The sequence below is a fragment of the Micromonospora sp. NPDC048935 genome, assembly GCF_043197875.1.
Classification (GTDB): domain Bacteria; phylum Actinomycetota; class Actinomycetes; order Mycobacteriales; family Micromonosporaceae; genus Micromonospora.
Genome location: NZ_JBICTZ010000014.1, coordinates 96,530 through 120,420 on the forward strand (window position 1 = coordinate 96,530; position 23,891 = coordinate 120,420).

A 23,891-nucleotide genomic window follows, 5' to 3' on the forward strand; every position below is an offset into this window, starting at 1 on the left:
TTTCATGCGCAGTGAGCTGTTCTCCGCGGAAAATCTGGAGAAGGAGTCCGCGCAGCCCGGCATGCGGCTGCAAAACTCCAAGATGCTGAAGATCGAACTTAACGGTGAGGCGATGGCCCGGGTCGGGTCGATGGTCGCCTACCAGGGAAATGTGCAGTTCCAGGCGCTCGGCTCGGGCGGGCTCGGCAAGTTTCTCAAGCAGAAGCTCACCGGCGAGGGCGTCCCCCTGATGAAGGTTTCCGGCCACGGTGACGTCTTCCTCGCCGAACTGGCCAAGGACGTGCACATCATCGACCTGGAGCCGGGCGACGCACTCTCCATCAACGGCTCCAGCGTGCTCGCCTTCGACTCGACCCTCCAGTACGACATCAGGATGGTCGGCGGCGCCGGGATGGCCTCCTCGTCCGGCCTGTTCAACTGTGTGTTCAGCGGCCACGGCCGGATCGCCATCACCACCAAGGGCACCCCGGTCGTGCTCAACGTCGACGCCCCCACGTACGTCGACCCGCAGGCCGCGGTGTGCTGGTCGGCCAACCTGCAGACCGGCTACCACCGGGCCGAGCAACTGGGCCTCGGCACGCTGCTGGGTCGGCGCACCGGTGAGTCGTTCACGATGAGCTTCGCCGGTCAGGGCTTCGTGGTGGTGCAGCCGTCCGAGGAGCCGCCGGTCATGGGCAGCGGCCAGCAGCAGCAGGAGGGCGGCCTGCTCGGCGGTCTGCTGAGCTGATCACCTGTGGCGCGGGCGCTCCCGACCTTCGGGAGCGCCCCGCCGGGTCAGGTCAACTCACCCGTGCGCAGCCGGGTCAGCCAGGCCGCCGCATCGACGTACTCGGCGTCGGAGAGGCCCGCCGGCGCGGGCACCGGCCGGTCGCGCGCCGCCCCAACCCACCGGTGCCGGGGGTACGAGCCCAGGAAGCGGACCTCCGCGCAGACCCGGCGCAGCCCCTGCAACGCCTCGCCCAGTCGTACGTCGGCGACGTGGCCGGTGCAGTCCAGGAAGAAGACGTACCGGCCCAGGGCCTCGCCGGTGGGACGGGACTCGATGCGCGTCAGGTTGACGCCGCGGACGGCAAGCTCCATCAGCACCGACAGCAGCGCGCCGACCCGGTCGTGCGCGATGTAGACCGCCAGCGAGGTGAGGTCGTCGTCGGTCGGCGGTGGGGGTGGCCCGGGGCGGGCCACCAGCGCGAACCGCGTCACCGCGTCCGGATGATCGGCGATCTTGTCGGCGAGTGTCACGAGCCGGTGGCGGGCCGCCCCGATCGGCGCGCAGATCGCGGCGTCGTACGCGCCGGTGCCGGCACCGGCCGCCGCCGCGCCGTTGGAGAGCACGTCGACCACCACGGCGTCGGGCAGATGGTTGCGCAACCAGCCCCGGCACTGGGTGGACGCCTGCGGATGGGCCGCCACGGTGCGGATCGAGGTCAGCGGAGTGTCGGGTCGAGCGCCGAGCACGAACGCCACCGGCAGGATCACCTCCCGGGTGATCACCAAGGGCTCCCCCTCGATCATCTCGTCAAGCGTGACGCCCACCGCGCCGCCGATCGAGTTTTCCAGCGGCACCAGCGCGGCGTCGGCGTCCCCGGTCCGGACGCTGTCCAGCGCCTCCCCGACGCTGCGGGCGGGTGTACGGGTGCCGCGCTCGGCGGCGGGAAGGGTGCGCAGGGCCTGCTCGGCGAAGGTGCCCTCCGGCCCGAGGTAGACGAAGCGTGTCGGCGGTGTTCCCGGCATGCCGGTCAGCCTACGCACTCGGCCGGGTGGCCGGAGCGGCGTCGCAGGCGAGGGCGCGGATCCCGGCCGGGCTGGTGGCGCGTACCTCGATGGTGCAGACGTCGGTGCCGGCGGTGACCAGGGTCGGTGCGGTGGCCTGGCCCCGGGTGACCACCTGGAGCTCCTCGTGCCCGGTCACCTGTAGGACCGTGTACTGCCACTCGGCGGCGCAGAGCGGCCCGGTGCGGACCTGGACCCGAACGTTTGCCGGAAGCACCCCGGCCCGGCCGCGCAGCAGTTGCACCACCCGCTGGCCGGTCGGCCCGTTGCGGCAGGCCGTGGCGACCAGCCCGGCGTCCGGGGTGGGCGTGAGCGTGCCGAGCGGCGGTGCGCTGGCCGGCGGGGTGGTGGGTGCGGTGCTCGGGCCGGCTGACGTGGGGGCCGCGGTGCGGGTGGGCGCGGCGGTCGGCTCCCGCAGTTCGGGTGGGGCCCCACAGCCGGCGAGCACCGCGACGGCGAGCACCGAGAGCGCGACCGGTCGGATCCGGGTGCTGGCCCGCGTGGGGACGTGATCGGATGCCCGGTGACGTGTCGCCGGTGGGACGGAGGCCGTCGCCCGCGGTGGGGGAGACGAGGGGCGGAGCGGGGTGAACGGCACGGGCCGATCCTCGGGACATCGGAGAATTCGTCGCGGCCGGGGTGGCCGAGCCCATCGTAGGGTCAGCGGCCGGCCGGGTGAAGGTCAGCCGGTGACGCGGTGCCCGGCGCGCTGGAGGGCGGCCGTGCCCTCGGCCAGCCGGACGGCCGGCACCAGCAGGTAGTCGGTGTCGAAGGTGGAGAACGTGACCGCACTGACCCGTGCCTCGGCGAGCGGATCGACGAGTGCGGCCAGGCTGCCGGTGCTGGCCGGGTCCGCCGGGGCGGTGACCCGTAGACAGCGCCAGGCGGTCTCCACCACGACCTGCACCGGAACCCGGTCCGCCGGGCAGATCACCGAGATCCCATCGGAGGTCCAGCTCACCGTCACCACGTCGGTGCCGCTCAGCCCGCTCGACAACGCGTACGGCAGGGCGGTGCCGGCGGCCAACCGCCACACCGCGTACTCCCCTGGCAGTAGGACGATATCGAGCATGGGGGCACCTTACGGCCTACTCGCGCGGGGCTGGGCCAGCAACGCCGTGTGCGGCTTGTCGCAGGTCAGACCTCTGAGAAGAAGGTGAGCGAACCGGCCACGGCGCCGTCGGTGAGCACCGGGGTGGAGATCGCGTCGACTGTCGCGTCGGAGTTGTTCGCCGAGGCGCCCTGGACCCGGAGCAGCCCTCGGGCGAGTCGACCGGAGGAGAGCGCCAGCAGGGGCGGGATCTTGTCGATCTCGGCCTCGGTCAGCTCGCCCCGGTTGGCGGTGAAGTCGAGGAGGCGCAGCCCACCGTCAAGCAGCGGTCGCCCGATCAGGCCATCCGGCTCGCCCAGGCAGAGCAACTGGCAGCCGGCGGTGGAGATCGCCACCACCAGGGTGTCGGTGTCGATCAGCAAGCACGGCTCGTCGGCCCGGGAGACTGTCGAGGACCAATGGCCGACGTTGCCGGACTCCGGCTCTGTCGAGGCCCGCGCCGCCGGCACGAACGCTTCTGAGAGCGAAAGTTCGACGTGGGCCACCGCGCCTCCTATGTGCACCGATCGACTGTCCACGCTAGCGGGTCACCGACGGAATCACCGAGCGCACCAGGTCACCGAGTCGCGCAGCGTGAACCGAGGCGACCGGTGACGGCGCGGAGACCGGTGGGTGGTCGGGGGGACCGGAGTCGCGTGGCGTCGACGGTGACGTTACCGGCGGTGGGCCGGCTTGTCAGCGGCCGTTCGGCCCTCCTCATACCACCGGTAGTCGGCAGTTGGACGGTACGTGCCGTTGAGCCAGGTGCTGGGATGCTGTGCGACCCGGGACAGTTTCTCGGCCGTGGCGGGGCTGATCCGGCTGCCACCAGCCACGAGGAGCCGGTCCAGCTCTCGGTGGGTGGCCATCAGGCAGTCCTTGGGGAGGCCGTAGACGCTGATCACACCGGAGCCGACGAAGGTCAGCACGGGCGTCACCGGGACGGTCAACCCCACCGCGTCGGAGAGGGCCTTGCTGGCCCGCTTGGCGTCCCGGCGGGACTCGGCCACGTACGGTGGACGCTTGCCGTTGATCTGCACGACGTCACCGGCGACGAGGACCCTGGCCCGGCCGTGATCGGCGATGGTCACGGCGAAGAGACCGCTCGGCCCGATGGCGAGGAACCCGGCCCGCTCGTCCTGACCGCGATCGAGGACGTCGGTGACGTCTGTGCGCGGCCACTCGATGACGTGCCAGGCCGGCCCGAGGTGGTCGAGTTGGCCCAGTGCCCGTGCCCCGGCGGCCTCCAGGCGGCGTGCACCCCGCTCGGCGCGACGGCGGCGGGCCCATTCGAGCGGTGTCGGACGGGCCGGTTCGAGCGCCCCTGGCGACTCGACGCGGGGGTGTGGCACCGCGACGGGCGGCAGTGCCCGAGCGGACGGTACGGCTCGTCGTGCGGGAAAGACAGTCATCGCGACCTCCGGCAAAAGGTCCCTCGAAGTTATGTCCTCACTACCCTACGTTGCCACTACCGGTGTTCGGCAAGCCGGAGCGCCGGAGTGACTACGGATGAATGCCATATTCATCCACAGTTCTTTTCTCGGATGCCGCCAAACCCTGCCCTACGCTGCGGGAGTGACCCACTACGTCGACAGTGAAGTCGGCCGGCTCGGCACCGTACTGCTGCACCGGCCCGGCCCGGAACTGGCCCGGCTCACGCCACGCAACAACGACTCACTCCTGTTCGACGCGATCCCCTGGGTCGGGCGCGCCCAGGAGGAGCACGACGCGTTCGCCACCGCCCTCCGCGATCGTGGGGTCGAGGTGCTCTACCTGGCGACCCTGCTGGCGGAGACGCTGGCCGTCGCGGACGCCCGGGCCGAACTCACCGAGGAGGTGCTGGGCTCCCGGCGGCTCGGCGACACCCTGCGGGCCCGCGTCGCCGACCATCTCTCCTACCTCGACCCGGCCGCCCTGGCCGACGTGCTCACCGCCGGGCTGGCCCACGAGGAACTGCGGATCAGCTCGGCACGGCCGGGCGGGCTGGTCTACACGCTGATGGATCGACACGATTTCGTTATCGATCCGTTGCCCAACCTGCTGTTCACCCGCGACTCGTCGCTGTGGATCGGCGATCGGGTCGGTGTGACGAGTCTGGCCATGCCGGCCCGCCGACGCGAGACCACCCTGACCGACGCCATCTACCGCCACCATCCACGCTTCGCCGGCACCGAGTTCGTCTACCGCCCGAACCTGGAGCACCTGGAGGGCGGGGACGTGCTGCTGCTCGCACCGGGGGTGCTGGCGGTCGGGGTGGGTGAGCGGACCACACCGGCCGGTGCCGAACGCCTCGCCCGGCAGATCTTCGCCGCCGGGCTCGCCCACACCATCCTGGTGGTGCCGATCGCCCAGAAGCGCGCCACCATGCACCTCGACACGGTCTGCACGATGGTCGACGTGGACGCCGTGCTGATGTATCCCAACATCGCGAGCACGCTGTCGGCGTACACCGTGATTGCCGGCGCCGATGGTGCGGACCCGCGGGTGGACGGGCCCGCGCCGTTCCTGCGGGCCGCCGCCGACGCGATGGACCTCGACCTGCTGCGGGTCATCGACACCGGGCTGGACCCGGTGACCGCGGAACGCGAGCAGTGGGACGACGGCAACAACACCCTCGCGCTGGCGCCCCGGCTCTGCGTCGGCTACGAGCGCAACACCGAGACCAACGCCCAACTGGAGCGCGCCGGCATCGAGGTGATCCCGATCGCCGGCTCCGAGTTGGGCTCCGGCCGTGGCGGGCCGCGCTGCATGTCCTGCCCGATCACCCGCGACCCCCTGCCCGTCGCCGGCTGAGCGGGACGGCGGCACTCAGCGCAGGGTGAGTTGGCGGCCGAGCAGCCCCTGGCGGGCGCGTCGGCCGGCGGCGTCGAGCGGGTCGGTGGCGGCGAGCGCCTCGGCGTACCGCTTGGCGAACTGCGCCACCGGCTCCTCCCACTCGGCCGCCGGGGTCTCCTCCGGCAGGTCCCAGACCGGCACCAGCCGACCGTGTGCGCGGAACATGCCGGCGAACTTGGTCTGCTCGCCGAGCGTCAGCGTGCCGGCGGCACCGAGGCGGGCCAGCGCGTCCAGGGCGGCGTCCTCGTCGTCCGGGAGCACCCAGCGCACGTGTGCCTTCTCCGGGACCTGGCACCAGTACGCGGCCTTCGCGGCGGTCAGCCGCACGGTCGGGTAGATGGCCGCGTTCGCCCGCTCCAGCGACGCCTGGACTGTCGGATCGTCGGCGGCCCCGGGGTCGAGCCAGAACTCGAACCCCTCGTGCATGGTGACCTCAAGCGGGCCGTCCACGAGGATGTCCTGGAGGCGAGGGCCGGGGCCGGGCAGCGGCGGCACGGTCACCTGGCCACCCGGCTCGGTGCGCAGCGCGCTGAGCAGCGCCTCGGCCAGATCCCGGGAGACGTCACCGGACTGCTGGTGGCGCTGGAGGCCGATGAGCACCCGGCCGTCCGGCTTGGTGATCGCCGGGGCGGCCATCGGCAGCACCGTGGCGAGCGTCGCCGGCCGGTCACCGAACTCCTCGACCAGGGCGGGTGCCAGCCGCAGCGGCGCGGAGGCGGCGGGCACCAACTCGCGCAGCGCGATCCACTCGACCTCGTCGACCAGCCCGTCGAACGGGCGCGGCACGAAGACGTCGCGCACCTTCTCGCGGCGGGGGGTGGTGTCGGCGGTGGTGCGCTGGCTCTTTCGACGCTTACTCACGGCGTCACAGCCTAGAGCCCCGGCCGGCCGACCGTGGCCCGGACCCGCCCGGGCCAGCCTCAGCCGGCCGGCACCAGGTCGGGCAGAGGTGTCGGCACCGGGTCGAACTCGGCCCAGACCCGCTGGCCCATCCCGTCCCGTTCGACGCCCCAGCGGGTGGCCAGCCCGGCCACGATGTGCAGCCCGCGCCCGTCCGCCGCGTCCGCGTTGGCCGTCCGGAGCCGTGGCGCGGTGCTCGCGCCGCCGCCGTCGGTGACGCCGAGCTGGACCAGGACACCGTGGGCCGAGGGCCGCAACCGCCAGGCCACCCGGACCACTCCACCGGGCAGCGGCCGGGCGTGCCGCACCGCGTTGCCCACCAGCTCCGCGAGCACCGCGATCAGATCCGCGAGGAGTATCGGGGGTACGACGTCCGCAAGCTCACCGGCGAGCCGGTGCCGGGCCAGCCGTGCCCCGGCCGGGTGGTGGGGAACCACCACGCACCACGCCCGATCCCTCGCTGCCGCTGCCGCTGCCACCGTTGCCTCCACGTCGCGCCACCTCGGTCAACCGCGCGGTAGCCGCACCTCTGCGACCGTACCGCCACCGGTCCTCGGACGTAGGGATACCCATCCATTCTGTTGTTCAACGATTCGGCGAACGAGATAGAGGCCGAGCCCTGCCCCGGGGTAGCCGCGCCGGTCGCCGGACTCGCCCTGCCAGAACCTGTCGAACGCCCGCTCCACGTGCTCCGGTCGGATGCCGATGCCCCGGTCGCTCACCCGGAACGCCACCAGTTGACCGTCCGCCGCGGCCGCGATCTCGATCGAAGAATCCGGTGCGGAGTATTTGCCGGCGTTTGTCGTCAGCTCGGTCAGCACGGTGGCCAGGCTGGGCCGGTGGCCGAGCGCCTTGGGCAGGTCGGCCGGGAGGCGCAGCACCAGCCGGCGGCGCAACTCCGTCGGTAGGTCCAGGACTGCCGAGCGCAGCGCCTCGCCGAGGTCGAACGGGGTGGGCGGATCGTCGCCCGGCCCGGCTTCGGCCGCCGAGCTGAGGAGACGGTCGACCAGCCGGGCCAACTCGTTGGCGCGTTGCCCGATCACCCGGGCGGCCTGCCGCCGGTCGACGTCGGTCAGCGACTCCCAGTGGTCGGTGAGGGTGTCCGCGTACCCCTTGATGACGGTGACGGGGGTGCGCAGCTCGTGGCTGGTCACCGCGACGAACAGCTCCCGGTCGTGGTCGCGGCGCTGCTGGTCGGTGATGTCGCGGAAGGTGACCACCCGCAACGAGCCCGGGCCGGGCAGCTCGCCGGAGGTGATCCGCAGCCAACGGCCGTCCGGCATCCGGTGGTCGCGGACCTGACCGGAGGGCGGCAACGGAAACGGCAGGGGACGACTCAGCGCCTGCTCGACCGACCGACCGGTGACCTGGGCGGCGGCCGGGTTCCAGAGGCGGACGTACCCGTCGCGGTCGACGACGGCCAGCCCGTCGGCGAGTGCCGCCACCACCGGGCCGTCACCGTGCACCGGTAGGCCGCTCTGGTCGCCGTACATGTGCGCGACACAGGACGCGAGGTAGGCGACGACCCCCTGCCGCTCGGCGTCCGGCTCGTCGTCGCCGGGGTAGAGCGCGTGCAGGCTGCCGACGGTGTGGCCGCCGATCTCGGCCCGCGAGACCACCATCCAGCGCAGGTCACTGCCGGCCAGCTCGCCGGCCAACTTGCCGTTGAGATGGCCCACCCGCACGTTGCGCACCCGTGGCCCGTTGAGCAGGCAGACAGTGTCCGGGTCGTCGGCCGCCAGTGGACGGCCGAGGGCCCATCCGGCCGTGCCGGTGGCGGCGATCACGCGACCACCTGTCGGACCGAACTCGACGAACGCCATCCCTGTCGCGCCGAGGGACGGCTGAGCCACCCGCAGCAGTTGGGTGAGGACCGGAAGGCCCGCCTCCCCCGAATTGATCATCTCGATCACGACTGTGTGACCGGTGAGGAGAGCGGGGAAATCGATACGCTCCGGCATGTGCCGAGTCTGCCTCGCCGGCCTGGATTTGGGCACCCCCGCCGGGTCAGCGGTCCAGTCGGGCGAGGGCGTAGCCCGGCCGATCGGTGATGATCCCGTCCACCCCGGCGGCGAGCACCAGGTCGAGGTCGGTGGGCTCGTTGACCGTCCAGACGTACACCTGGTTGCCGGCCGTGCGAAGTGCGGGCAGTAGCTGCGGGCGGGCCCGGACCAGGCCGATGCCCGGCCCCGCGATACGGGTGCCGAAGGGCAGCCGCCCCAGCCGCGGCCAACGCGGCAACACCTCCAGCAACAGCACCGTGGGCACCTTCGGCGCGAGTTCGTGCACCCGGCGGACCGCCAGCGGCGAGAACGACATGACGGTGACCTGCACCGGGTCGTCCGGCGCCGGGTCGGCAAGCCCGTACTGGCGCAGCAGGCTGACCAGTCGCCGTTCCACGTTCGAGCCGTAGCGGGACGGATGCTTCGTCTCCACCAGCAGCCGGACCGGCCGGCCCGCGGCGAGCACCGCGTCCAGCAGGCGGGTCAGGGTCAGCAGCCGGGTGTGCGAGTCGTCCGAGGGTACGTCCCCGTTCGGCGCGCTGCCCGGATGCCACGAGCCGAAGTCCAGTGCCTCCAGCTCGGCGAGCGTCCGCGCGCTGACCAGACCGCGACCGTTGCTGGTGCGGTCGAGTCGCCGGTCGTGCACGCAGACCAGGTGCCCGTCCCGGGTCAGCCGGACGTCGCACTCCAGGCCGTCGGCACCCTCGTCGAGAGCGCGCAGGTACGCGGCGAGGGTGTGCTCGGGAAGGTCGTACGACGCGCCGCGGTGCGCGAAGACAAGTGGCCCACCCATCCCGGCCGCCTCAGATGACCTGGCCGGGCTGCCCGTTCGCGTCGACCACCGGGCGGCCGACGGCGGCCCACTGGCGCATTCCGCCGTCGGCGTTGCGCACCTGCTCCCAGCCGTTGTTGACCAGGTAGGCGACGACCTGGGCGGAACGCCCGCCGGAGCGGCAGATGACCGCCACGTCCCGGTCGGTGGGCACCTCCGCGAGCCGGGCCGGCAGCTCCATCATCGGCAGGTGGTGGGCGGTGGGCGCATGGCCGGCCGCCCATTCGTCGGCCTCCCGCACATCCAGCAGGTAGGTCTCGTCGGCGATCTCGGTCACGGGCACGGTGGGAACCTGGGGTCCGAACACAGGAAGCAACACTAGATCCTCGTCGGCCGGTTCGGCACCGACCTCGCCGTCGGCACTGTCACAACCGGGTCACCCAGTGCGGGTTGGCCTGCGCCCACGACGGCATCTGCCGGCCGCGTACCGCCTCGAACAGGCCGTTGCCCCCGTTGTCCAACACCACGTACGAGACCTCGTCGATGGTCTGCGGGGACGACGGCACCTGGACGCCGCGCATCCCGTCGGGCGGCAGCGCGCGCAGCGCGAGGAGCAGGTCCTCCAGGGGTACGCCGTTGGTGTCCACCGTCAACGAGCTGCCCACCGCGCGGAGCACCTGATCCAACTTGACCGGGTTGCTCCGCAGATCCGCCCTGCCGGCGCTGTCCAGCATCGCCCGGAGCAACTGCTGCTGGTGGTGCTGCCGGTCGTAGTCGCCCCCGGGCAGGTCGTAGCGCTGCCGGACGTAGTCCAGGGCCTGCGCCCCGTCCATCTGCTGGCAGCCGACGGGGAAGACCCGGTTGGTGTGGATGGAGCGGACCTCGGTGTCCACGCACATCCGCACCCCGCCGAGCAGGTCGATGACCTTCCGGAAGCCGGAGAAGTCGATCAACGCGGCACCGTCGAACCGGATTCCGGTCAGCCGGTTGAGGGTGGCGGAGAGTAGCTGGGCGCCGGCCGGTCCGCCGCCGCCGTGCTCGTACGCCGCATTGATCTTGTCCTGTCCGCCGCCGAAGCCGTTCGCGGGCGGGATGGCGACCAGCAGGTCACGCGGCACGGAGACCAGGTACGCCTCCCGCTGGCCGGCCGGCACGTGCACGATGAGGATGGTGTCGGAGCGTTGGTCCGGTCCGCTGCCGCCGGGGCGGCGGTCGGAGCCGACCAGGAGATAGTTGAGGGGCCCGTCCAGGTCGGTGCGCTCGGTGCGGGCGTCCGGGTCGAGCAACTGCTCCTTGGTGACCGTGCGGTCGTACCTGTTGCTCAGCGTCTTGAGACCGATCACGGCGAGCCCGGCCAGCACGACGAGGGTCAGGCCGATGCCGAGCATGATCCGTGACCCTCGGGCGCGGCGTGCTCGGCGGGGCGGAGCCGCTCCGGCTCGGCCCGCCACGTTCCGTCCCCACCTGGACGTGACCGCCTCCCCGCGACCGATACGTGAATCCTGCTCACGTCAGGTTACGGGCGGTGACGGGGTGGTCGCCGGCTTTCCGGGACTTCCGACGGGCACCGCTCACTTGCGGCTGGAGATCACCTCGGGGTGGGTGAAGACGAACTCGGCGAGCTTGTCCTGCTTGACCGCGCGGAACATCTCCTTCGTCTCGTCGTTCAACGCCTCGGTGCCGTTGTCGGTGCCGTTGAAGGTGCCGTTGTTGGTCTTGAGCATGGTCAGCTCGTTCGCGGTCACCCCGCGCATGGTGAAGATGAAGTTCTCGATCGACGCCCCGCCGGTGTCCAGCACGAACGCCTTGCCGGCCGCCTTGATCAACTGCTGGAGCTTGGTCGGGCTGGTCAGCATGCCGCCATCGGTGGCCTTCTTGGCCATCGCCTTGATCAGCTGCTGCTGGTTCTGCTGCCGGTCGTAGTCGCCACCGGGCAGCCCGTAGCGCTGGCGGGAGTAGTCGAGCGCCGCCCAGCCCTCCATCTGCTGGCAGCCCTTCTTGTGCACCACCGGGGTCATCTTCTTGTTGGTCTTCTTGGCGTCGGCGTTCCACATCGGCTTGCCGTCGACGAACGACATGTGATGCGACTTGACCTCGCGACTCACGCAGATCCGCACGGTGCCGAGGGTGTCGATGACGTTCTTGAAGCCGCCGAAGTTGATGATCGCCGCGCCGTCGAAGCTGACGCCGGTGAGTCCCTTGATCGTCTCGGCCATCAACTGGGCACCGCCCTCCCAGCCGGCACCGTTGCGGGCGCCCACCTCGAAGGCCGCATTGATCTTCGCGCTGCCGCCGGACCAACCGTTCTTCGGGCGGGCCGGGATCTGCACCTCGGTGTCGCGGGGAATGGAGATCAGGTACGCCTGGTCGTGGGTGGCCGGGATGTGCAGGATGATGATGCTGTCCGAGCGGACGTCGTCGGCGGCCCAGCGCTCCCGGGCGTCCACGCCGAGCAGCAGCATGTCGATCGGGCCGTCCAGACTGGCCCCGCCCTCGGCGTCGGACTTGCTCGCGTCACCGAGCAGGTTCCGTTGCGCGATGTCCCCGGTCGCCTGACCGATCAGCACCTTGCCGCCGACGATGCCCACGCCGCTGCTGAGCATCAGCACCGCCCCGAACACCACTGTCAGCCGGGCCCACAGCGGGTCCTTGCGCCTGGTCCGCTTCTTCGCCGACCCTCCGGAAACGACCCGGCCACCATTGCCGCCGCCGGGCGGGCGACCGCCCGGCCCGCCACGCGAGGGGCGCGCCTGGGCCGGTATGGCCGCGGCGGCACGGCCGCTGGGCGCGGCGGACCCGGGGGACGAAGGGCGACGACTGGCCTGAACCGGCATGCGTGCTCCAGCTCGTGATCAGGAGGGGGCGGCACCACTCTACGTACATCAAATCGACTTGGCGAGTTCATCACGGGTCAATCGGGACGTCGATTTCCCACAGAGTGGATCGATCGCCGCATCCCGATGGGCCGAACGGCGGGACGACCGTCGGCCCGCCGGCCGACCGGCACCCGTCAGCCGCCGTCCTTGCCCTTCGGCGGGTTGGCCTTGACCCAGTCCGCCATGGTGTCCGCCGTCATGGCCTTGTACATGCCGAGCGCCTTCTCCCGGTCGGAGACCACCACCGACTCGCCGTTGATCGTGTCGCTGCCCGAGTTCGGGCTGGTCAGGAAGGTGAGGTTCTGGCCGCGCAGGTTGCGGAACTGTAGCGCCATGTCGGTAACCGAGAAATCCTGGTCGACGGTTACGGCCGCGGTCACCGATTTGAGGAAGTTGTTGAGCTTCGCCGGGTTCGCCAGCGTGCCGCTGCTCGCCGCCTTGTCCATCAGCGCCCGGAGAAACTCCTGCTGGTGCCGCATCCGGGCGAAGTCCCCATCCGGGAACTGCTTGCGCTGCCGGATCCAGTCCAGCGCCTCCGCGCCGTCCATGTGGTTGGTGCCCTTGGTGAACGTCCGGTACGGCTTGTGGATCGAGGTGACGGTCCGCTCCACCTTCAGGTCCACTCCGCCGAGAGCGTCGGTGACCTCCTTGAAGCCGCCGAAGTCGATCGCCATCACGTGGTCGATCCGGACGTCGGTGAAGCACTCCACGGTGCGAACCGCCAGCGGCAGCCCGCCGAACGCGAACGCCGCGTTGATCTTCGCGCGCTGGCCGGAGCCGCAGTCCGCGCCGGCGCTCTCCGGAATCGGTACGTAGAGGTCGCGCGGGATGGAGACCAGGTACGCCTGCTGGTGGTCGGCCGGGATGTGCATCACGATGATCGTGTCGGCGCGCCACTGACTCTTGACGTCGACCGGCGCGTCCGGGTCCCGTGAGTCGCTGCCGACCAGCAGGATGTTCAGCGCGCCGTCGACGGTCTTGGCCGGCCGGCCACCGGTGATCTCCGCGAACGGGTCGGTGCGGGCCAGGTCGCCGTTGAGGTTGCGGGCGTACAACCAGGCACCCACGCTGCCGAGCAGCGCCAGCACCAGCACCGCGACCCCCGCCACGAGGGCGATCCGGCCCCAGCGCGGTCGCGGCCCACGTCGCCCCGACCCGCCCAGGCCACCCGGCCCGCCGGGCCCCCGTGGCCCCACCGGGCCGCCGGGCCTGGGCTGCTCCTCGTCGTACGGCGGGTAGAAGCGTGCCTCGGTCGGACGGGCGCGCCCGGAGGCCGCCCGATCGGGGCCGGGCACCGACGCGCGCCCGGAGCTGCGGTGCAGGTGCGGATGCGGGACGCCGGCAGACGAGGTCGCAGACATGTCACTCAGGGTACGTAGCGGGAGCCAGTGCCGCCTTCAGCCGACACTCAGCGATCGCCGTCGCGTTACCCGAGGTGAGCCCGGAAGTGCGCGATCGTGCGTCGCAGGCCGTCTTCGGGCGCCACCGTCGGCTCGTAGCCGAGCAGTTCGCGGGCCAGGGTGAGATCGGGCCGCCGCATCTCCGGGTCATCCGAGCTGCGAGTGACATAGGTCACCGTCGAGTTGCTGCCGGAGAGTGACACGATCAACTCGGCGAGTTGCCGCATGGACAGCTCGTGCTCGGTGCCACAGTTGATCGGGCCGGTCTCGGTCGAGTCGAGCAGCAGCAGGATGCCCCGCACCAGGTCCTCGACGAAGCAGATCGACCGGGTCTGGTTGCCGCTGCCGTGCACGGTGATCGGCTCGCCGCGCAGCGCCTGGGAGATGAAGGTGGGGATGGCCCGGCCGTCGTCCGGGCGCATCCGCGGGCCGTACGTGTTGAAGATCCGGACGATCGCCGCGTCGAGCCCGCGGTACCTGTGGTACGCCATGGTGGCCGCCTCGGAGAAGCGCTTCGCCTCGTCGTAGACGCTGCGCACCCCGATCGGGTTGACGTTGCCCCAGTAGGTCTCGCGCTGCGGGTGCTCCTTCGGGTCCCCGTACGCCTCGGAGGTGGAGGCCATCAGGAACCGGGCGCCGTCGGCGACCGCGCGCTCCAGCAGGTGCAGGGTGCCCACCGAGCCGACCCGGAGGATCTCCACCGGCAGTTGGGCGAAGTCGGTGGGGCTGGCCGGTGAGGCCATGTGCAGGATCGCGTCGAACCGCTCGGCCAGTGCCGGGTGGTTGGTCGGCAGACCGTCGGAGATGTCCGCTTCGACGAGCGTGAAGGTTGGCCGATCCAGCAGGTGGGCGATGTTCTCCTTGGAGCCGGTCACGAAGTTGTCCAGCGCCACCACCTCGCATCCGCGGGCGATCAGGACGTCCACCAGGTGCGACGGGACGAAACCAGCTCCGCCGGTGACGAGAACGCGGTGACCGGAACCGAAGCGCTCAGCAACCTTCATGCTGGTCAGCCTACCGATCCCCGATAACGGCGAGAGGCCCCCCGCGGACGCGTGGCGTCAGCAGGGGGCCCGGTGCCTGGATCAGTGGGCGCCAGAGCCGGTGAGGGCACGCACCTCCAGCTCCGCGTACTTGTCCTCGTCGTGCTCCTTGGAGATGACCGTCCCGATCCACCCGCAGAGGAAACCGAACGGGATGGAGAGGATGCCCGGGTTGGACAGCGGGAACCACTGCCAGTCGTGGTCCGGGAACATCGAGGTCGCCGCACCGGAGACCACCGGAGAGAAGAACACCAGCAGCACGGCCGAGATCAGCCCGCCGTAGATCGCCCACACCGCGCCGGAGGTGTTGAACCGCCGCCAGAAGAGGCTGTAGAGGATCGCCGGCAGGTTGCCCGAGGCGGCGACCGCGAAGGCCAGCGCCACCAGGAACGCCACGTTGAGGTTCTGCGCGAAGATCGACAGCAGGATGGAGACCGCGCCGATCACCAGGGCGGAGATCCGGGCGACCCGGACCTCCTGGCGCTCCGACGCCTCCCCCTTCTTCAGCACGTTCGCGTAGAAGTCGTGCGCGAGGCTGGACGAGGAGGCCAGGGTCAACCCGGCCACCACCGCCAGGATGGTGGCGAAGGCGACCGCCGCGATGATCGCGAGCAGGGCTGCCCCACCCAGGTCACCGCCGAAGAAGTCCATGCCCAACGCCTCGGCCAACTGCGGTGCGGCGGTGTTGCCGGCCTTGTCCTGATCGGTGATCGCCTTGCTGCCGACCAGCGCCGCCGCACCGAAGCCGAGGGCCAGGGTGAGCAGGTAGAAGGCGCCGATGATGCCGATCGCCCAGAGCACGCTCTTGCGGGCCGCCTTGGCGGTCGGCACCGTGTAGAAGCGGATCAGGATGTGTGGCAGGCCGGCGGTGCCGAGCACCAGGGCGATGCCGAGCGAGAGCAGGTCCATCTTGTTGTAGAACGTCTGCGTGGCGTTCCCGGCGACCTCCACGCCGTACCGCAGGCCCGGTTGCAGGAGAGCATCGCCCTTGCCGGACTTGGCTGCGGCGGCGCCGAGCAGTTCCGACAGGTTGAAGTGGAACTTCGCCAGCACCAGCACGGTCATCAGCAGCGCGCCGCTCATCAGCAGGAACGCCTTGACGATCTGCACGTACGTGGTGCCCTTCATGCCGCCCACGGTCACGTAGATGATCATCAGGGCGCCGACCATGATGATGGTCGCCACCTTGGCGGTCGCCGCGTCCATGCCGAGGAAGGTCGTCCCCGGCCGGATGCCGAGCAGCAGCGCGACCAGCGCGCCGGCGCCGACCATCTGGGCGAGCAGGTAGAAGATCGACACCGTGATGGTGGAGACCGCCGCCGCCGTACGCACCGGGCGCTGACGCATCCGGAAGGCCAGCACGTCCGCCATCGTGTAGCGGCCCGAGTTCCGCAGCAGCTCCGCGACCAGCAGCAGGGCCACCAGCCAGGCGACCAGGAAGCCGATCGAGTAGAGGAAGCCGTCGTAGCCGTACAGCGCGATGATGCCGGCGATGCCGAGGAACGAGGCGGCCGACATGTAGTCGCCGCCGATCGCCATGCCGTTCTGGAAGCCGGAGAAGGACCGGCCGCCGGCGTAGAAGTCGGTAGCCGTCTTGGTCTGCCGACTGGCCCAGATGGTGATGCCCAGGGTCACCGCCACGAAGACCAGGAAGAGCGTGATGGTCAGGTTGCGGGCGGTGTGATCGCCCGCCTCGGCCGCGAGGAACGTCTCAACCGCGTGAACCGTCTTCACGGGTCACCTCCCCGATCTCGACGCGGATGCGGTCCGCGATGGGGTCGATCTTCCGGTCCGCGTACCGGGAGTAGAGCCAGGCGATCAGGAACGTGGAGACGAACTGGAGCAGGCCGAAGACCAGTGCGACGTTGATGTTGCTGCCGAACAGCTTCGTGCCCATGAAGTCCCGGGCGTACGCGGAGAGAATGACGTAGAGCGCATACCACAGGAAGAACGCGACGGTCATCGGGAAGACGAAGCCGCGCAGCGCACGCCGCAGCCCGGCGAATTCGTCCGACCGTTGTACGGCCAGGTACTTGTCCGACTGGGAAGCGGCCGGAGCGGGTGTGTCCGTGGACATCTGTGGATCACCACCTTCACAGGCGTCAGAGGAGTTTCGCGCACGGTAGAGAGCGCGCTCCCCGACAGGGAAGGCTGAGATCGACGCCGGTAGACGACTGCGCCGAGCGGTGGGTTGCCTGCGCCAAGTGACTCAGGTCACCCCGGTGACCGGTCGGTCCGGTCGGGCCGCCCGGTCAGGCCGGCAACTCGTGGTAGCGACCGCGGAAGTGCAGCAGGGGAGACGCCTCCTCGGTCAACTCGACAGTCTCGATGGTGGCCTCCACCAGCAGGCCCCAGCCGCACTCGCGGGCACTGTCCAGCCGGCATCCGGCCCAGCCGCCGGCATCCCCCGGCACCGGCCCGTGCGAAGTGTCGATCCACTCGCCGGTGGCGAAGAGCCCGCCCGGGGCGGGAAAGAGGCCGGCGAACCGGTCTGCGAGTTGCCGGTGCGGCGGGCCGAGCAGCGTGACCGCGAACCGGCCCGCCTCCTCCGCTGCCGCCCAGAGGTCGGACTCCGGGTCGATCAGCCCGAGCAGCCGGTCCGGCTCCCCCTCGGCCACCAGGGTGGACGACACCGTCAGCCCGGCCGGGCCCTGCGCCGTCCAGAGTGTCACAGGCGTGGCGAGGCGACCGCGTAGCCGGCGTACCGGCGACCGCTGCCCGCTCGGCACCGCGAACGGATCGGTGTGATGGATCTCGGCACCCGGCTCATGATTCACGTGAAACATTGTGCCGCCCCGACCCCGCGCCCAACCCACGAAGCGTTCGTGCAGGTCGGTGGGTCGCCCGCCGAGCCGGGCGAGCTGATCACCCGCCTCCGTCATCAGAGCACCCAGGTAGATCAGCAGCGCCACGCGATCGTGCCGGTACTCGGCGAGCAACGTCAGCCGCGCCGGCTGGCATGGCCAGAGCGCGCCGCAGCCGCGACACCGCCACAGCGGTCGCATCGGCAGGTGCCGCCGGCTCACCTCAGCTCCCCGCCCCGGGCTTCCCCAATGCACGGCAACGGCAGGAGGGGTCGAGCCCACGCCAAGATCCGAACAACTTCCCCGATGTTGCTGCCTCCGACACATGGGAGACACCAACAACCCTGATGTTGCGCGGATCTTGGCGACGAGCGTCCGGCACCGCCGCCGGTCCCGCCAGCTTCCCTTTCGGGTACGACCGCCGCGTCCCGCTCCTGCCCCGGATGAACCCGAACATGGCTGATCTACTCCCGGTTGACCGATTCCGGCGGCAACTGTGTCGAGGTGGCGGACAATCTGCCCGGCGTCGTGTTGATTCGGGACAGCAGGGATCGCTCGGGGCTGACCCTCACCTTCGCGCCGGCCGCCTGGCGTGGCTTCGTCGCCGACACGGCCCAGGCTCCCGGCCGGCGCGTCGGCTAACGGCGTGGCGTGACCGTGGCCAGCAGCTCCATCGCGAACGGGTCTTGGGCTACGGCTCCCGGATCCATCCGACGATCCGCTCGTACAGTTCGGCGGCGTCCTCGTCCGGGCGCTCGTTGACGGCCACGTAGTAAAGGCTGCCCACGTGCATCGCCAGGCCGATTCGGTCGTTGCGGTACTGCTCGGCCAGGTGTGCCTGCGCCGGGAGACATGGCCAGGAGGTGTCGGGCTCGCACGACTGGCATGTCCACCCGGGACGGCGCGGCACGTGCTCGTCCGCGAGACGGGCTTCGACCGCAGCGATTTCCCGTAGGGACTGCTCGTATTGGCTGTTGACGGCCGCCTGGGCGAGGGCGGGTTCCCCGACCACCGTCAGGCCGGCCTGTCGTAGTGGTGCGCGGCCGATCGGTGCCGCGCCTGGTCGAGCAGTCGCTGGTGAGCGGCCAGGCGGTCGCCGGCTTCCCATGCCTGGGTGGCGGAGGAACCGCGCCGCCGGCCGATCCTGCGGGAGATGCGGTTGATCAGGTTGCGCCACATCGACATCCCTTCGGGTGGATGGGCCGCGGCGGGCGAGCTGCTGGCCGACTGCGCGGCGTACGGGACTCCCCGCCACCGCCAGCGGTGGTTGCTGACCGGAGCCGATCGATAGCGGGGAGCTACCTCAAAAGCTAGTACACTAGGTGCGGTCGAGCAAGGGCGTCGCCCCAACTTGGCACACCAGGTTCTCTGTGATCGACTGGGTGGGCTGACCGGAGGTTGTGCCCCATGGCTAAGACGCCCGCCTATTTGGCGATTGCTGCGGAGCTGCGTGCGGAGATTCAGTCCGGCACGCTGGTAGCCGGCGCCAAGCTGCCCAGCGAAACCACGCTCATGAACCGATTCGGCGTGAGCCGCACTGTCGCGAAGTGGGCGATTGCCGTGCTCAAGGGTGAGGGACTGGTCGAAGGGCGAGCCGGGTCGGGCGTCTACGTCCGGACCGCCCGGCGACTGGTTCGACAGGCTCACGGCCGCGAGATGCGGGGCAGTCCGGGCCCTACATCACCATTCGCTCGGGATGCGGCCCGCGCGGGTCAGCAGGCCACCTGGGAGCACGACAGCCGCCACGACCTGGCCGACGACCTGATCGCGGTGCGGCTCGGCGTGGAGCCGGGAGCGCCGGTGATGCGTACGGCATACCGGTTCCTCAGCGACGGTGATCCGATCCAGCTGTCGACGTCGTACGAGCCGCTGAGCGTCACCGGCGGCACACCCGTGGAGTGGCCGGAGGCGGGAGCCGCGGTCGGCGTGGTCGCCCGGATGGACGCGATCGGTGTGCACGTCGACGAGTTCGAAGAGCGGATCAACTCCCGGCCCGCGTCGGACGCCGAGGCGGAAGCGCTGGGGTTGCCCGGCCGGCCAGCGGACGTATACGAGATCAGTCGGACGTACTACGCCGCTGGCGTGCCGGTCGAGACGGCGGACATCGTGCTCCCGCGCGGTCGGTACGAGTTGGTCTACCGGATCCCGGTGGACTGACGGCGGCTCATGGCGTCGGGTGCACCGCATCCGCCCCCTGTGGTCGAAGGCGCGTCGGCTAACGGCGTGGCGTGACCGTGGCCAGCAGCTCCGGCTGACGCCGGTCCAGCACGTCGCCGGCCAGGTACGCGCCCAGCAGCGCCGCGCCCACCCCGTACGCCGCACCCACCGGCAGTGCCAGCCAGAGCCAGGCGTCACTGAGCAGTGCTGCGGCCACCACCATCGGCACCGCAGCGACCGCCGAGGTGATCATGGTCAGCAGGGTGAGCAGCCCCTTCGTGAGGCCCGCACCGCTGTTCATCGCGAACGGGTTGCTCGTCTCCGGCAGCGAGTACGCCCCGAGCACGGAGACCAGGCTGTTCACCGCCAGCCCCACACCGTAGGTGGCGACCAGGCTGCCGAAGGTGAGCCCGATCCAACCCGGTCGACTCACCAGCACCGACAGCACCACGGACACGAACGCCAGCATCGGCAGCACGTACAGCGAGAAGGCCGTCATCCGCGCCCGCAGCTCCAGCCGACCGGGCACCCCGGCCACCACGTTCGCGGCGTACGCGCTGCCGTCGAAGCCGAACTGGTTGGCCAGGGTGGCCGCGGCGAGTACGCCCACGAGAACCATGGAGATGGTGACCACGACCGGTGAGCTGTCGCTGGCCGCCGCAGTCAACCCGCCGTCCTCCATGGCCGCGAAGTCCCCGCCCGTGACGTTGATGAACACGGGTACGAAGATGCCGACCACGGCGATCGTGATCAGGTTGGCCCGGCGGCGAGCGTCCCGCCACCAGTAGCGCGCCTCTCGGGCGACCAGGGCACCGAACCGGTCCCGGCGCGCCCAGCCGACGGCCCGGGGGAACAGTTGGGCGACCGCGCCACCGGCGACGCCGCGCCGAGCCGGGGCCTTGCCACCGCTGGCCGCACCCACCATCGCCGACTCCAGCGACCGCGACCACCAGAGCAGCAGGGCACCGATCGCCACCACCGTGATCAGCAACTTGACCGGTGCCGCCCAGACCCGGCCCTGGGCCACGTCGATGCCCATCGTCCACGGCGCGCCGAACGGCGTCCAACCGATCACTGTCGCCACGCCGGACAGTCGGGCCCAGTCCGCCTCCCGCAGGGCGGCGAGGCCGACGACCTGCAACGGGCCGAGCATCGCGGCGGTCACCGCCAGCAGCACGGCCGCCAGGTCGCGGACCCGACGCGACCGCAACATGGTGGCGAACGCGCTGGTCACCGCCCGGCTGGCGGCCACGCAGAGCAGCAGCCCGGCGAGCACGCCGACGACGGCGACCAACCCAGCCGACCAACCGCCCAGGGACAGGGCGGTGAGCACCAGCCCGAACGACGCGATCAGCACCGCCAGCACCGGCACGCTGATCAGGGCCGCGACGAACAGGCCGGTCACCAACGTCCGGCGGGGCAGCGGCAGCAGCGCGAACCGGGCCGGGTCCAGGGTTTCGTCCACCCCGAAGAAGACAAGTGGCAGCAGCAACCAACCGAGCACCAGCAGCCCACCGCCGGCGGCCGCGACAAGCACCGCGTACGTGCCGTCGCCGGCCAGGCCGGGCGCGGCGAAGAGGAAGAAGCCGCTGGCGGCGAACCAGAGCCCGAGCAGCGCGCCGCCGATGAACAGGGCGATCCGCCAGCCCTGGCCCCGGAAGTTGTTGCCCATCACCCGCAGCTTGAGTCGGGCGAAGTGGCGAGCGGAGACCGCGCGGACCGGCGCGGCGGGGGTGGCGTCCACGGTCACTGGGAGAGCCACGACAGCTCCTCGCCGGTCGCGGTGCGCCCGCCCACCACCTCGACGAAGATCTGCTCCAACGAACGGTCGCCCCGGACCTCGTCGAGCGTCCCGACCCGCTTGATGACGCCCTGGGCGAGGATCGCCACGTGCGAGCAGAGCCGCTCGACGACCTCCATCACGTGACTGGAGAAGATCACCGTGCCGCCGCCGGCCGCGTAACGGGTGAGGATGTCCCGGATCAGTGCGGCGGAGACCGGGTCGACCGCCTCGAACGGCTCGTCCAACACCAGCACCCGAGGGCCGTGCAGCAGCGCGCAGGCCAGGCCGATCTTCTTCTTCATGCCCGCCGAGTAGTCCACCACGAGGGTCCGGCCGGCGTCACCGAGCGCCAGCACGTCAAGCAACTCGGCGGCCCGCTGGTCGACCACCGCCGGGTCCATCCCCCGCAACAACCCGTTGTACGCCAGCAGCTCCGCCCCGGTCAGCCGGTCGAACAGCCGAACACCGTCGGGCATCACCCCGAGCAGCCGCTTGGCGGTCACCGGGTCCTGCCAGACGTCGTGCCCGAGCACCCACGCCGACCCCGTGTCCGGCCGCAGCAGCCCGACCGCCATCGACAGGGTGGTGGTCTTGCCGGCGCCGTTCGGGCCAAGCAGGCCGTAGAAGGAGCCAGCCGGCACGTCCAGGTCGACGCCGGCCACCGCGATCGTGCCGTCGAAGCGTTTGGCCAGGCCACGCAGTGCGAGCGCGGGGTGCTCAACAGTCATGTGCCGACGTTATCCGTCGATCGCCAGTTCCGCCCTCCGGCGGCGGACGGATTCGCGATCATCCTGGAGGCGTAGCCGCCCGAACAACCTAGAGGCGGACGGTCTCGGGGGTGTGCAGGCGCAGCATCGTGGCCGCGATGTCGGCCGGGGCCCGACGCCGGGTGGCCATCGACACCACGACCATCACGGTGAACGCCAGTGGCACCGTCCAGGCGGCCGGCTGGGTGGTGAGCGTGGCCGGCCAGCCGGACAACGGCGGCCCGAGCACGGTGACCAGCACCGCCCCGATCGCCGCGCCGCCTCCGACCACGACACCGGCGGCGGCGCCCACGTCGGTCAACCCACGCCACCAGATGCCGAGCACGAGCAGCGGGCAGAAACTCGACGCCGCGACCGCGAAGGCCAGCCCGACCACCTGCGACACGTCAAGTCCGGAGACGTGCAGCGCCAGCAGTGTCGGCACCGCTCCGGCGAGCACCGTGGCCAGCCGGAAGCCGCGTACCGAGCCCTGGCCGAGCACATCCGTCGAGATCACTCCGGCGACGCTTGTCAGCAGCCCGGACGAGGTGGAGAGGAACGCCGCGAACGCGCCCGCCGAGACCAGCGCGGCGAGCAGCCGCCCGACTGCCCCGTCGCCGAGTGCCGCTCCGGGCAGCAACACCACCACCGCGTCGGTCTGCCCGCTGACCAGCAGTTGCGGTGTGTAGATCCGGCCGAGCACCCCGTACAGGGTGGGCAGCAGATAGAAGACGCCGACGAGGGCCAGCACGACAAGGGTCGTCCGGCGTGCCGCCGCGCCGTCCGGGTTGGTGTAGAAGCGCACCAGCACGTGCGGCAGCCCCATGGTGCCCAGGAACGTGGCAAGGATCAGCGAGTACGTGGCGAACAGCCCTCGGTCGTCGTTGCCCGCGGCGCTGGGCAGCAGCCAGTCGCTGGCACCGGTCGCCACCCCGGACACGTCCGGCACCGGGTCACCGGCGGCGAAGGTCAGCTCCTCGCCGGGGCGTACCTCCCGGATGTCACCGTCGGGCAGGGTGAGGGTCGCGCGGTGCTCGACCACGACGGTGGTCGCGGCCCGGAACGTCGGCCCGTCGGGCGGCGTCACCGCCGGGCGGCCGTCGGCCTGCCACTGCAACGCCAGGAAGATCACCGGTACGGCCAGCGCGGTCAGCTTGAGCCAGTACTGGAACGCCTGCACGAAGGTGATGGCCCGCATCCCGCCCAGCGCCACGTTGGCGGTGACCACGGCGGCGACCAGCAGGGCACCGACCGGGTACGGGGCACCGGCAACCGTGGCCAGGGTGAGCCCGGCGCCCTGGAGTTGTGGCACCAGGTACAGCCAACCGATGAAGATCACGAACGCGGTGGCCAGGATGCGTAGCCGGCGGGACCCCAACCGCAGCTCGCAGAAGTCGGGCAGGGTGAACGCGCCCGAGCGGCGCAGCGGCGCGGCCACGAACAGCAGCAGGGCCAGGTAGCCGGCGGCGAAACCGACCGGATACCAGAGCACGTCCACGCCGTACTTGAGGACCAGACCGGCGATGCCGAGGAAGCTCGCCGCCGACAGGTACTCCCCGCCGATGGCTGCGGCGTTCCACGTCGGACTGATCGCCCGGGACGCCACCAGGAAGTCGGACGTGGTCCGCGCCAACCGCAGCCCGTAGAAGCCGATCCCGACGGTGACCAGGGTGACCGCGACGATGGCCGGGACCACGAAGTCGTTGCCCACC

General features: G+C 71.0%; 26 protein-coding genes. 5 read left to right on the top strand and 21 right to left on the bottom strand.

The features are described from left to right. Positions 1-4 precede the first annotated feature (4 nt). The gene (locus ACGFIW_RS29730; RefSeq protein ID WP_357556562.1) at positions 5-727 is read left to right on the top strand and encodes an AIM24 family protein; all 723 of its coding nucleotides are present in this window, start codon (positions 5-7) and stop codon (positions 725-727) included. Positions 728-774: 47 nt separating this feature from the next. On the opposite strand, the gene pheA is transcribed toward ACGFIW_RS29730, so the two are convergent. The 5 genes from pheA to ACGFIW_RS29755 all read right to left on the bottom strand — a co-directional run bounded on the left by pheA (position 775) and on the right by ACGFIW_RS29755 (position 4,272). Next, positions 775-1,731 carry a prephenate dehydratase gene (pheA, locus tag ACGFIW_RS29735; protein WP_393322648.1) on the bottom strand — a complete coding sequence of 319 codons (957 nt, stop codon included), beginning with the start codon at positions 1,729-1,731 and terminating at the stop codon, positions 775-777. 10 nt (positions 1,732-1,741) lie between these two features. Next, on the bottom strand, positions 1,742-2,368 hold the full coding sequence (locus tag ACGFIW_RS29740) for a hypothetical protein (RefSeq protein ID WP_393322651.1): 627 nt from the start codon (positions 2,366-2,368) through the stop codon (positions 1,742-1,744). Positions 2,369-2,452: 84 nt separating this feature from the next. Beyond that, the gene (locus ACGFIW_RS29745) at positions 2,453-2,842 is read right to left on the bottom strand and encodes an ACT domain-containing protein (protein WP_393322654.1); all 390 of its coding nucleotides are present in this window, start codon (positions 2,840-2,842) and stop codon (positions 2,453-2,455) included. Between the two features lie 65 nt (positions 2,843-2,907). Further along, positions 2,908-3,366: a hypothetical protein gene (locus tag ACGFIW_RS29750; protein WP_393322657.1), complete on the bottom strand. Its 459-nt coding sequence runs from the start codon at positions 3,364-3,366 to the stop codon at positions 2,908-2,910. Positions 3,367-3,534: 168 nt separating this feature from the next. Next, positions 3,535-4,272 carry a hypothetical protein gene (locus tag ACGFIW_RS29755; protein WP_393322660.1) on the bottom strand — a complete coding sequence of 246 codons (738 nt, stop codon included), beginning with the start codon at positions 4,270-4,272 and terminating at the stop codon, positions 3,535-3,537. A 163-nt stretch (positions 4,273-4,435) separates the two neighbouring features. Between ACGFIW_RS29755 and ACGFIW_RS29760 the strand changes: the two genes are divergently transcribed. Further along, positions 4,436-5,653, top strand: a complete 1,218-nt coding sequence (locus tag ACGFIW_RS29760) for an arginine deiminase (RefSeq protein WP_393322663.1) — start codon at positions 4,436-4,438, stop codon at positions 5,651-5,653. 15 nt (positions 5,654-5,668) lie between these two features. Here the strand turns inward: ACGFIW_RS29760 and ACGFIW_RS29765 are convergent, their stop codons facing one another. From ACGFIW_RS29765 to ACGFIW_RS29820, 12 genes are all read right to left on the bottom strand, one after another. After that, entirely contained in the window at positions 5,669-6,556 is an 888-nt protein-coding gene (locus ACGFIW_RS29765) for a DUF5926 family protein (RefSeq protein ID WP_393322666.1), read from the bottom strand. Between the two features lie 59 nt (positions 6,557-6,615). After that, positions 6,616-7,035 carry an ATP-binding protein gene (locus ACGFIW_RS29770; protein ID WP_393322932.1) on the bottom strand — a complete coding sequence of 140 codons (420 nt, stop codon included), beginning with the start codon at positions 7,033-7,035 and terminating at the stop codon, positions 6,616-6,618. Between the two features lie 66 nt (positions 7,036-7,101). Continuing rightward, positions 7,102-8,556, bottom strand: a complete 1,455-nt coding sequence (locus ACGFIW_RS29775; RefSeq protein WP_393322669.1) for an ATP-binding protein — start codon at positions 8,554-8,556, stop codon at positions 7,102-7,104. 46 nt (positions 8,557-8,602) lie between these two features. Further along, entirely contained in the window at positions 8,603-9,391 is a 789-nt protein-coding gene (locus ACGFIW_RS29780) for a glycerophosphodiester phosphodiesterase (RefSeq protein ID WP_393322672.1), read from the bottom strand. Positions 9,392-9,401: 10 nt separating this feature from the next. Further along, positions 9,402-9,737 (bottom strand): rhodanese-like domain-containing protein, encoded by a 336-nt coding sequence (locus ACGFIW_RS29785; RefSeq protein ID WP_357556572.1) that lies wholly within the window; start codon positions 9,735-9,737, stop codon positions 9,402-9,404. 58 nt (positions 9,738-9,795) lie between these two features. Beyond that, positions 9,796-10,758: an LCP family protein gene (locus tag ACGFIW_RS29790; protein WP_393322675.1), complete on the bottom strand. Its 963-nt coding sequence runs from the start codon at positions 10,756-10,758 to the stop codon at positions 9,796-9,798. A 183-nt stretch (positions 10,759-10,941) separates the two neighbouring features. Continuing rightward, positions 10,942-12,204 (bottom strand): LCP family protein, encoded by a 1,263-nt coding sequence (locus ACGFIW_RS29795; RefSeq protein WP_393322678.1) that lies wholly within the window; start codon positions 12,202-12,204, stop codon positions 10,942-10,944. Positions 12,205-12,380: 176 nt separating this feature from the next. Further along, entirely contained in the window at positions 12,381-13,607 is a 1,227-nt protein-coding gene (locus tag ACGFIW_RS29800; protein WP_393322681.1) for an LCP family protein, read from the bottom strand. A gap of 65 nt (positions 13,608-13,672) precedes the next feature. Then, positions 13,673-14,650, bottom strand: coding sequence for an NAD-dependent epimerase/dehydratase family protein (locus ACGFIW_RS29805; protein ID WP_393322684.1), 978 nt, complete (start codon positions 14,648-14,650; stop codon positions 13,673-13,675). An 81-nt stretch (positions 14,651-14,731) separates the two neighbouring features. Next, positions 14,732-16,423, bottom strand: a complete 1,692-nt coding sequence (locus ACGFIW_RS29810) for a cation acetate symporter (RefSeq protein ID WP_393322687.1) — start codon at positions 16,421-16,423, stop codon at positions 14,732-14,734. Then, positions 16,401-16,766 carry a DUF485 domain-containing protein gene (locus ACGFIW_RS29815; protein WP_393322690.1) on the bottom strand — a complete coding sequence of 122 codons (366 nt, stop codon included), beginning with the start codon at positions 16,764-16,766 and terminating at the stop codon, positions 16,401-16,403. The genes ACGFIW_RS29810 and ACGFIW_RS29815 overlap by 23 nt, the downstream gene beginning before the upstream one ends. A gap of 175 nt (positions 16,767-16,941) precedes the next feature. After that, the gene (locus ACGFIW_RS29820) at positions 16,942-17,694 is read right to left on the bottom strand and encodes a flavin reductase family protein (RefSeq protein WP_393322935.1); all 753 of its coding nucleotides are present in this window, start codon (positions 17,692-17,694) and stop codon (positions 16,942-16,944) included. Positions 17,695-17,967: 273 nt separating this feature from the next. Here ACGFIW_RS29820 and ACGFIW_RS29825 point away from each other — a divergent pair, with 273 nt between their 5' ends. Further along, entirely contained in the window at positions 17,968-18,135 is a 168-nt protein-coding gene (locus ACGFIW_RS29825) for a DUF397 domain-containing protein (protein ID WP_393322693.1), read from the top strand. A gap of 49 nt (positions 18,136-18,184) precedes the next feature. Here ACGFIW_RS29825 and ACGFIW_RS29830 read toward each other — a convergent pair whose 3' ends face one another. Beyond that, entirely contained in the window at positions 18,185-18,505 is a 321-nt protein-coding gene (locus ACGFIW_RS29830) for a hypothetical protein (RefSeq protein WP_393322696.1), read from the bottom strand. 102 nt (positions 18,506-18,607) lie between these two features. On the opposite strand from ACGFIW_RS29830, the gene ACGFIW_RS29835 reads away from it, so the two are divergent. Continuing rightward, positions 18,608-18,784 (top strand): hypothetical protein, encoded by a 177-nt coding sequence (locus ACGFIW_RS29835; protein WP_393322699.1) that lies wholly within the window; start codon positions 18,608-18,610, stop codon positions 18,782-18,784. A 116-nt stretch (positions 18,785-18,900) separates the two neighbouring features. Continuing rightward, positions 18,901-19,650, top strand: a complete 750-nt coding sequence (locus tag ACGFIW_RS29840; protein ID WP_393322702.1) for a GntR family transcriptional regulator — start codon at positions 18,901-18,903, stop codon at positions 19,648-19,650. A 58-nt stretch (positions 19,651-19,708) separates the two neighbouring features. Here the strand turns inward: ACGFIW_RS29840 and ACGFIW_RS29845 are convergent, their stop codons facing one another. The 3 genes from ACGFIW_RS29845 to ACGFIW_RS29855 all read right to left on the bottom strand — a co-directional run bounded on the left by ACGFIW_RS29845 (position 19,709) and on the right by ACGFIW_RS29855 (position 23,890). Then, positions 19,709-21,400: an ABC transporter permease gene (locus ACGFIW_RS29845; RefSeq protein WP_393322938.1), complete on the bottom strand. Its 1,692-nt coding sequence runs from the start codon at positions 21,398-21,400 to the stop codon at positions 19,709-19,711. Further along, on the bottom strand, positions 21,397-22,161 hold the full coding sequence (locus ACGFIW_RS29850; RefSeq protein ID WP_393322705.1) for an ABC transporter ATP-binding protein: 765 nt from the start codon (positions 22,159-22,161) through the stop codon (positions 21,397-21,399). The genes ACGFIW_RS29845 and ACGFIW_RS29850 overlap by 4 nt, the downstream gene beginning before the upstream one ends. Before the next feature lie 88 nt (positions 22,162-22,249). After that, positions 22,250-23,890: a cation acetate symporter gene (locus ACGFIW_RS29855; protein WP_393322708.1), complete on the bottom strand. Its 1,641-nt coding sequence runs from the start codon at positions 23,888-23,890 to the stop codon at positions 22,250-22,252. Position 23,891 lies beyond the last annotated feature (1 nt).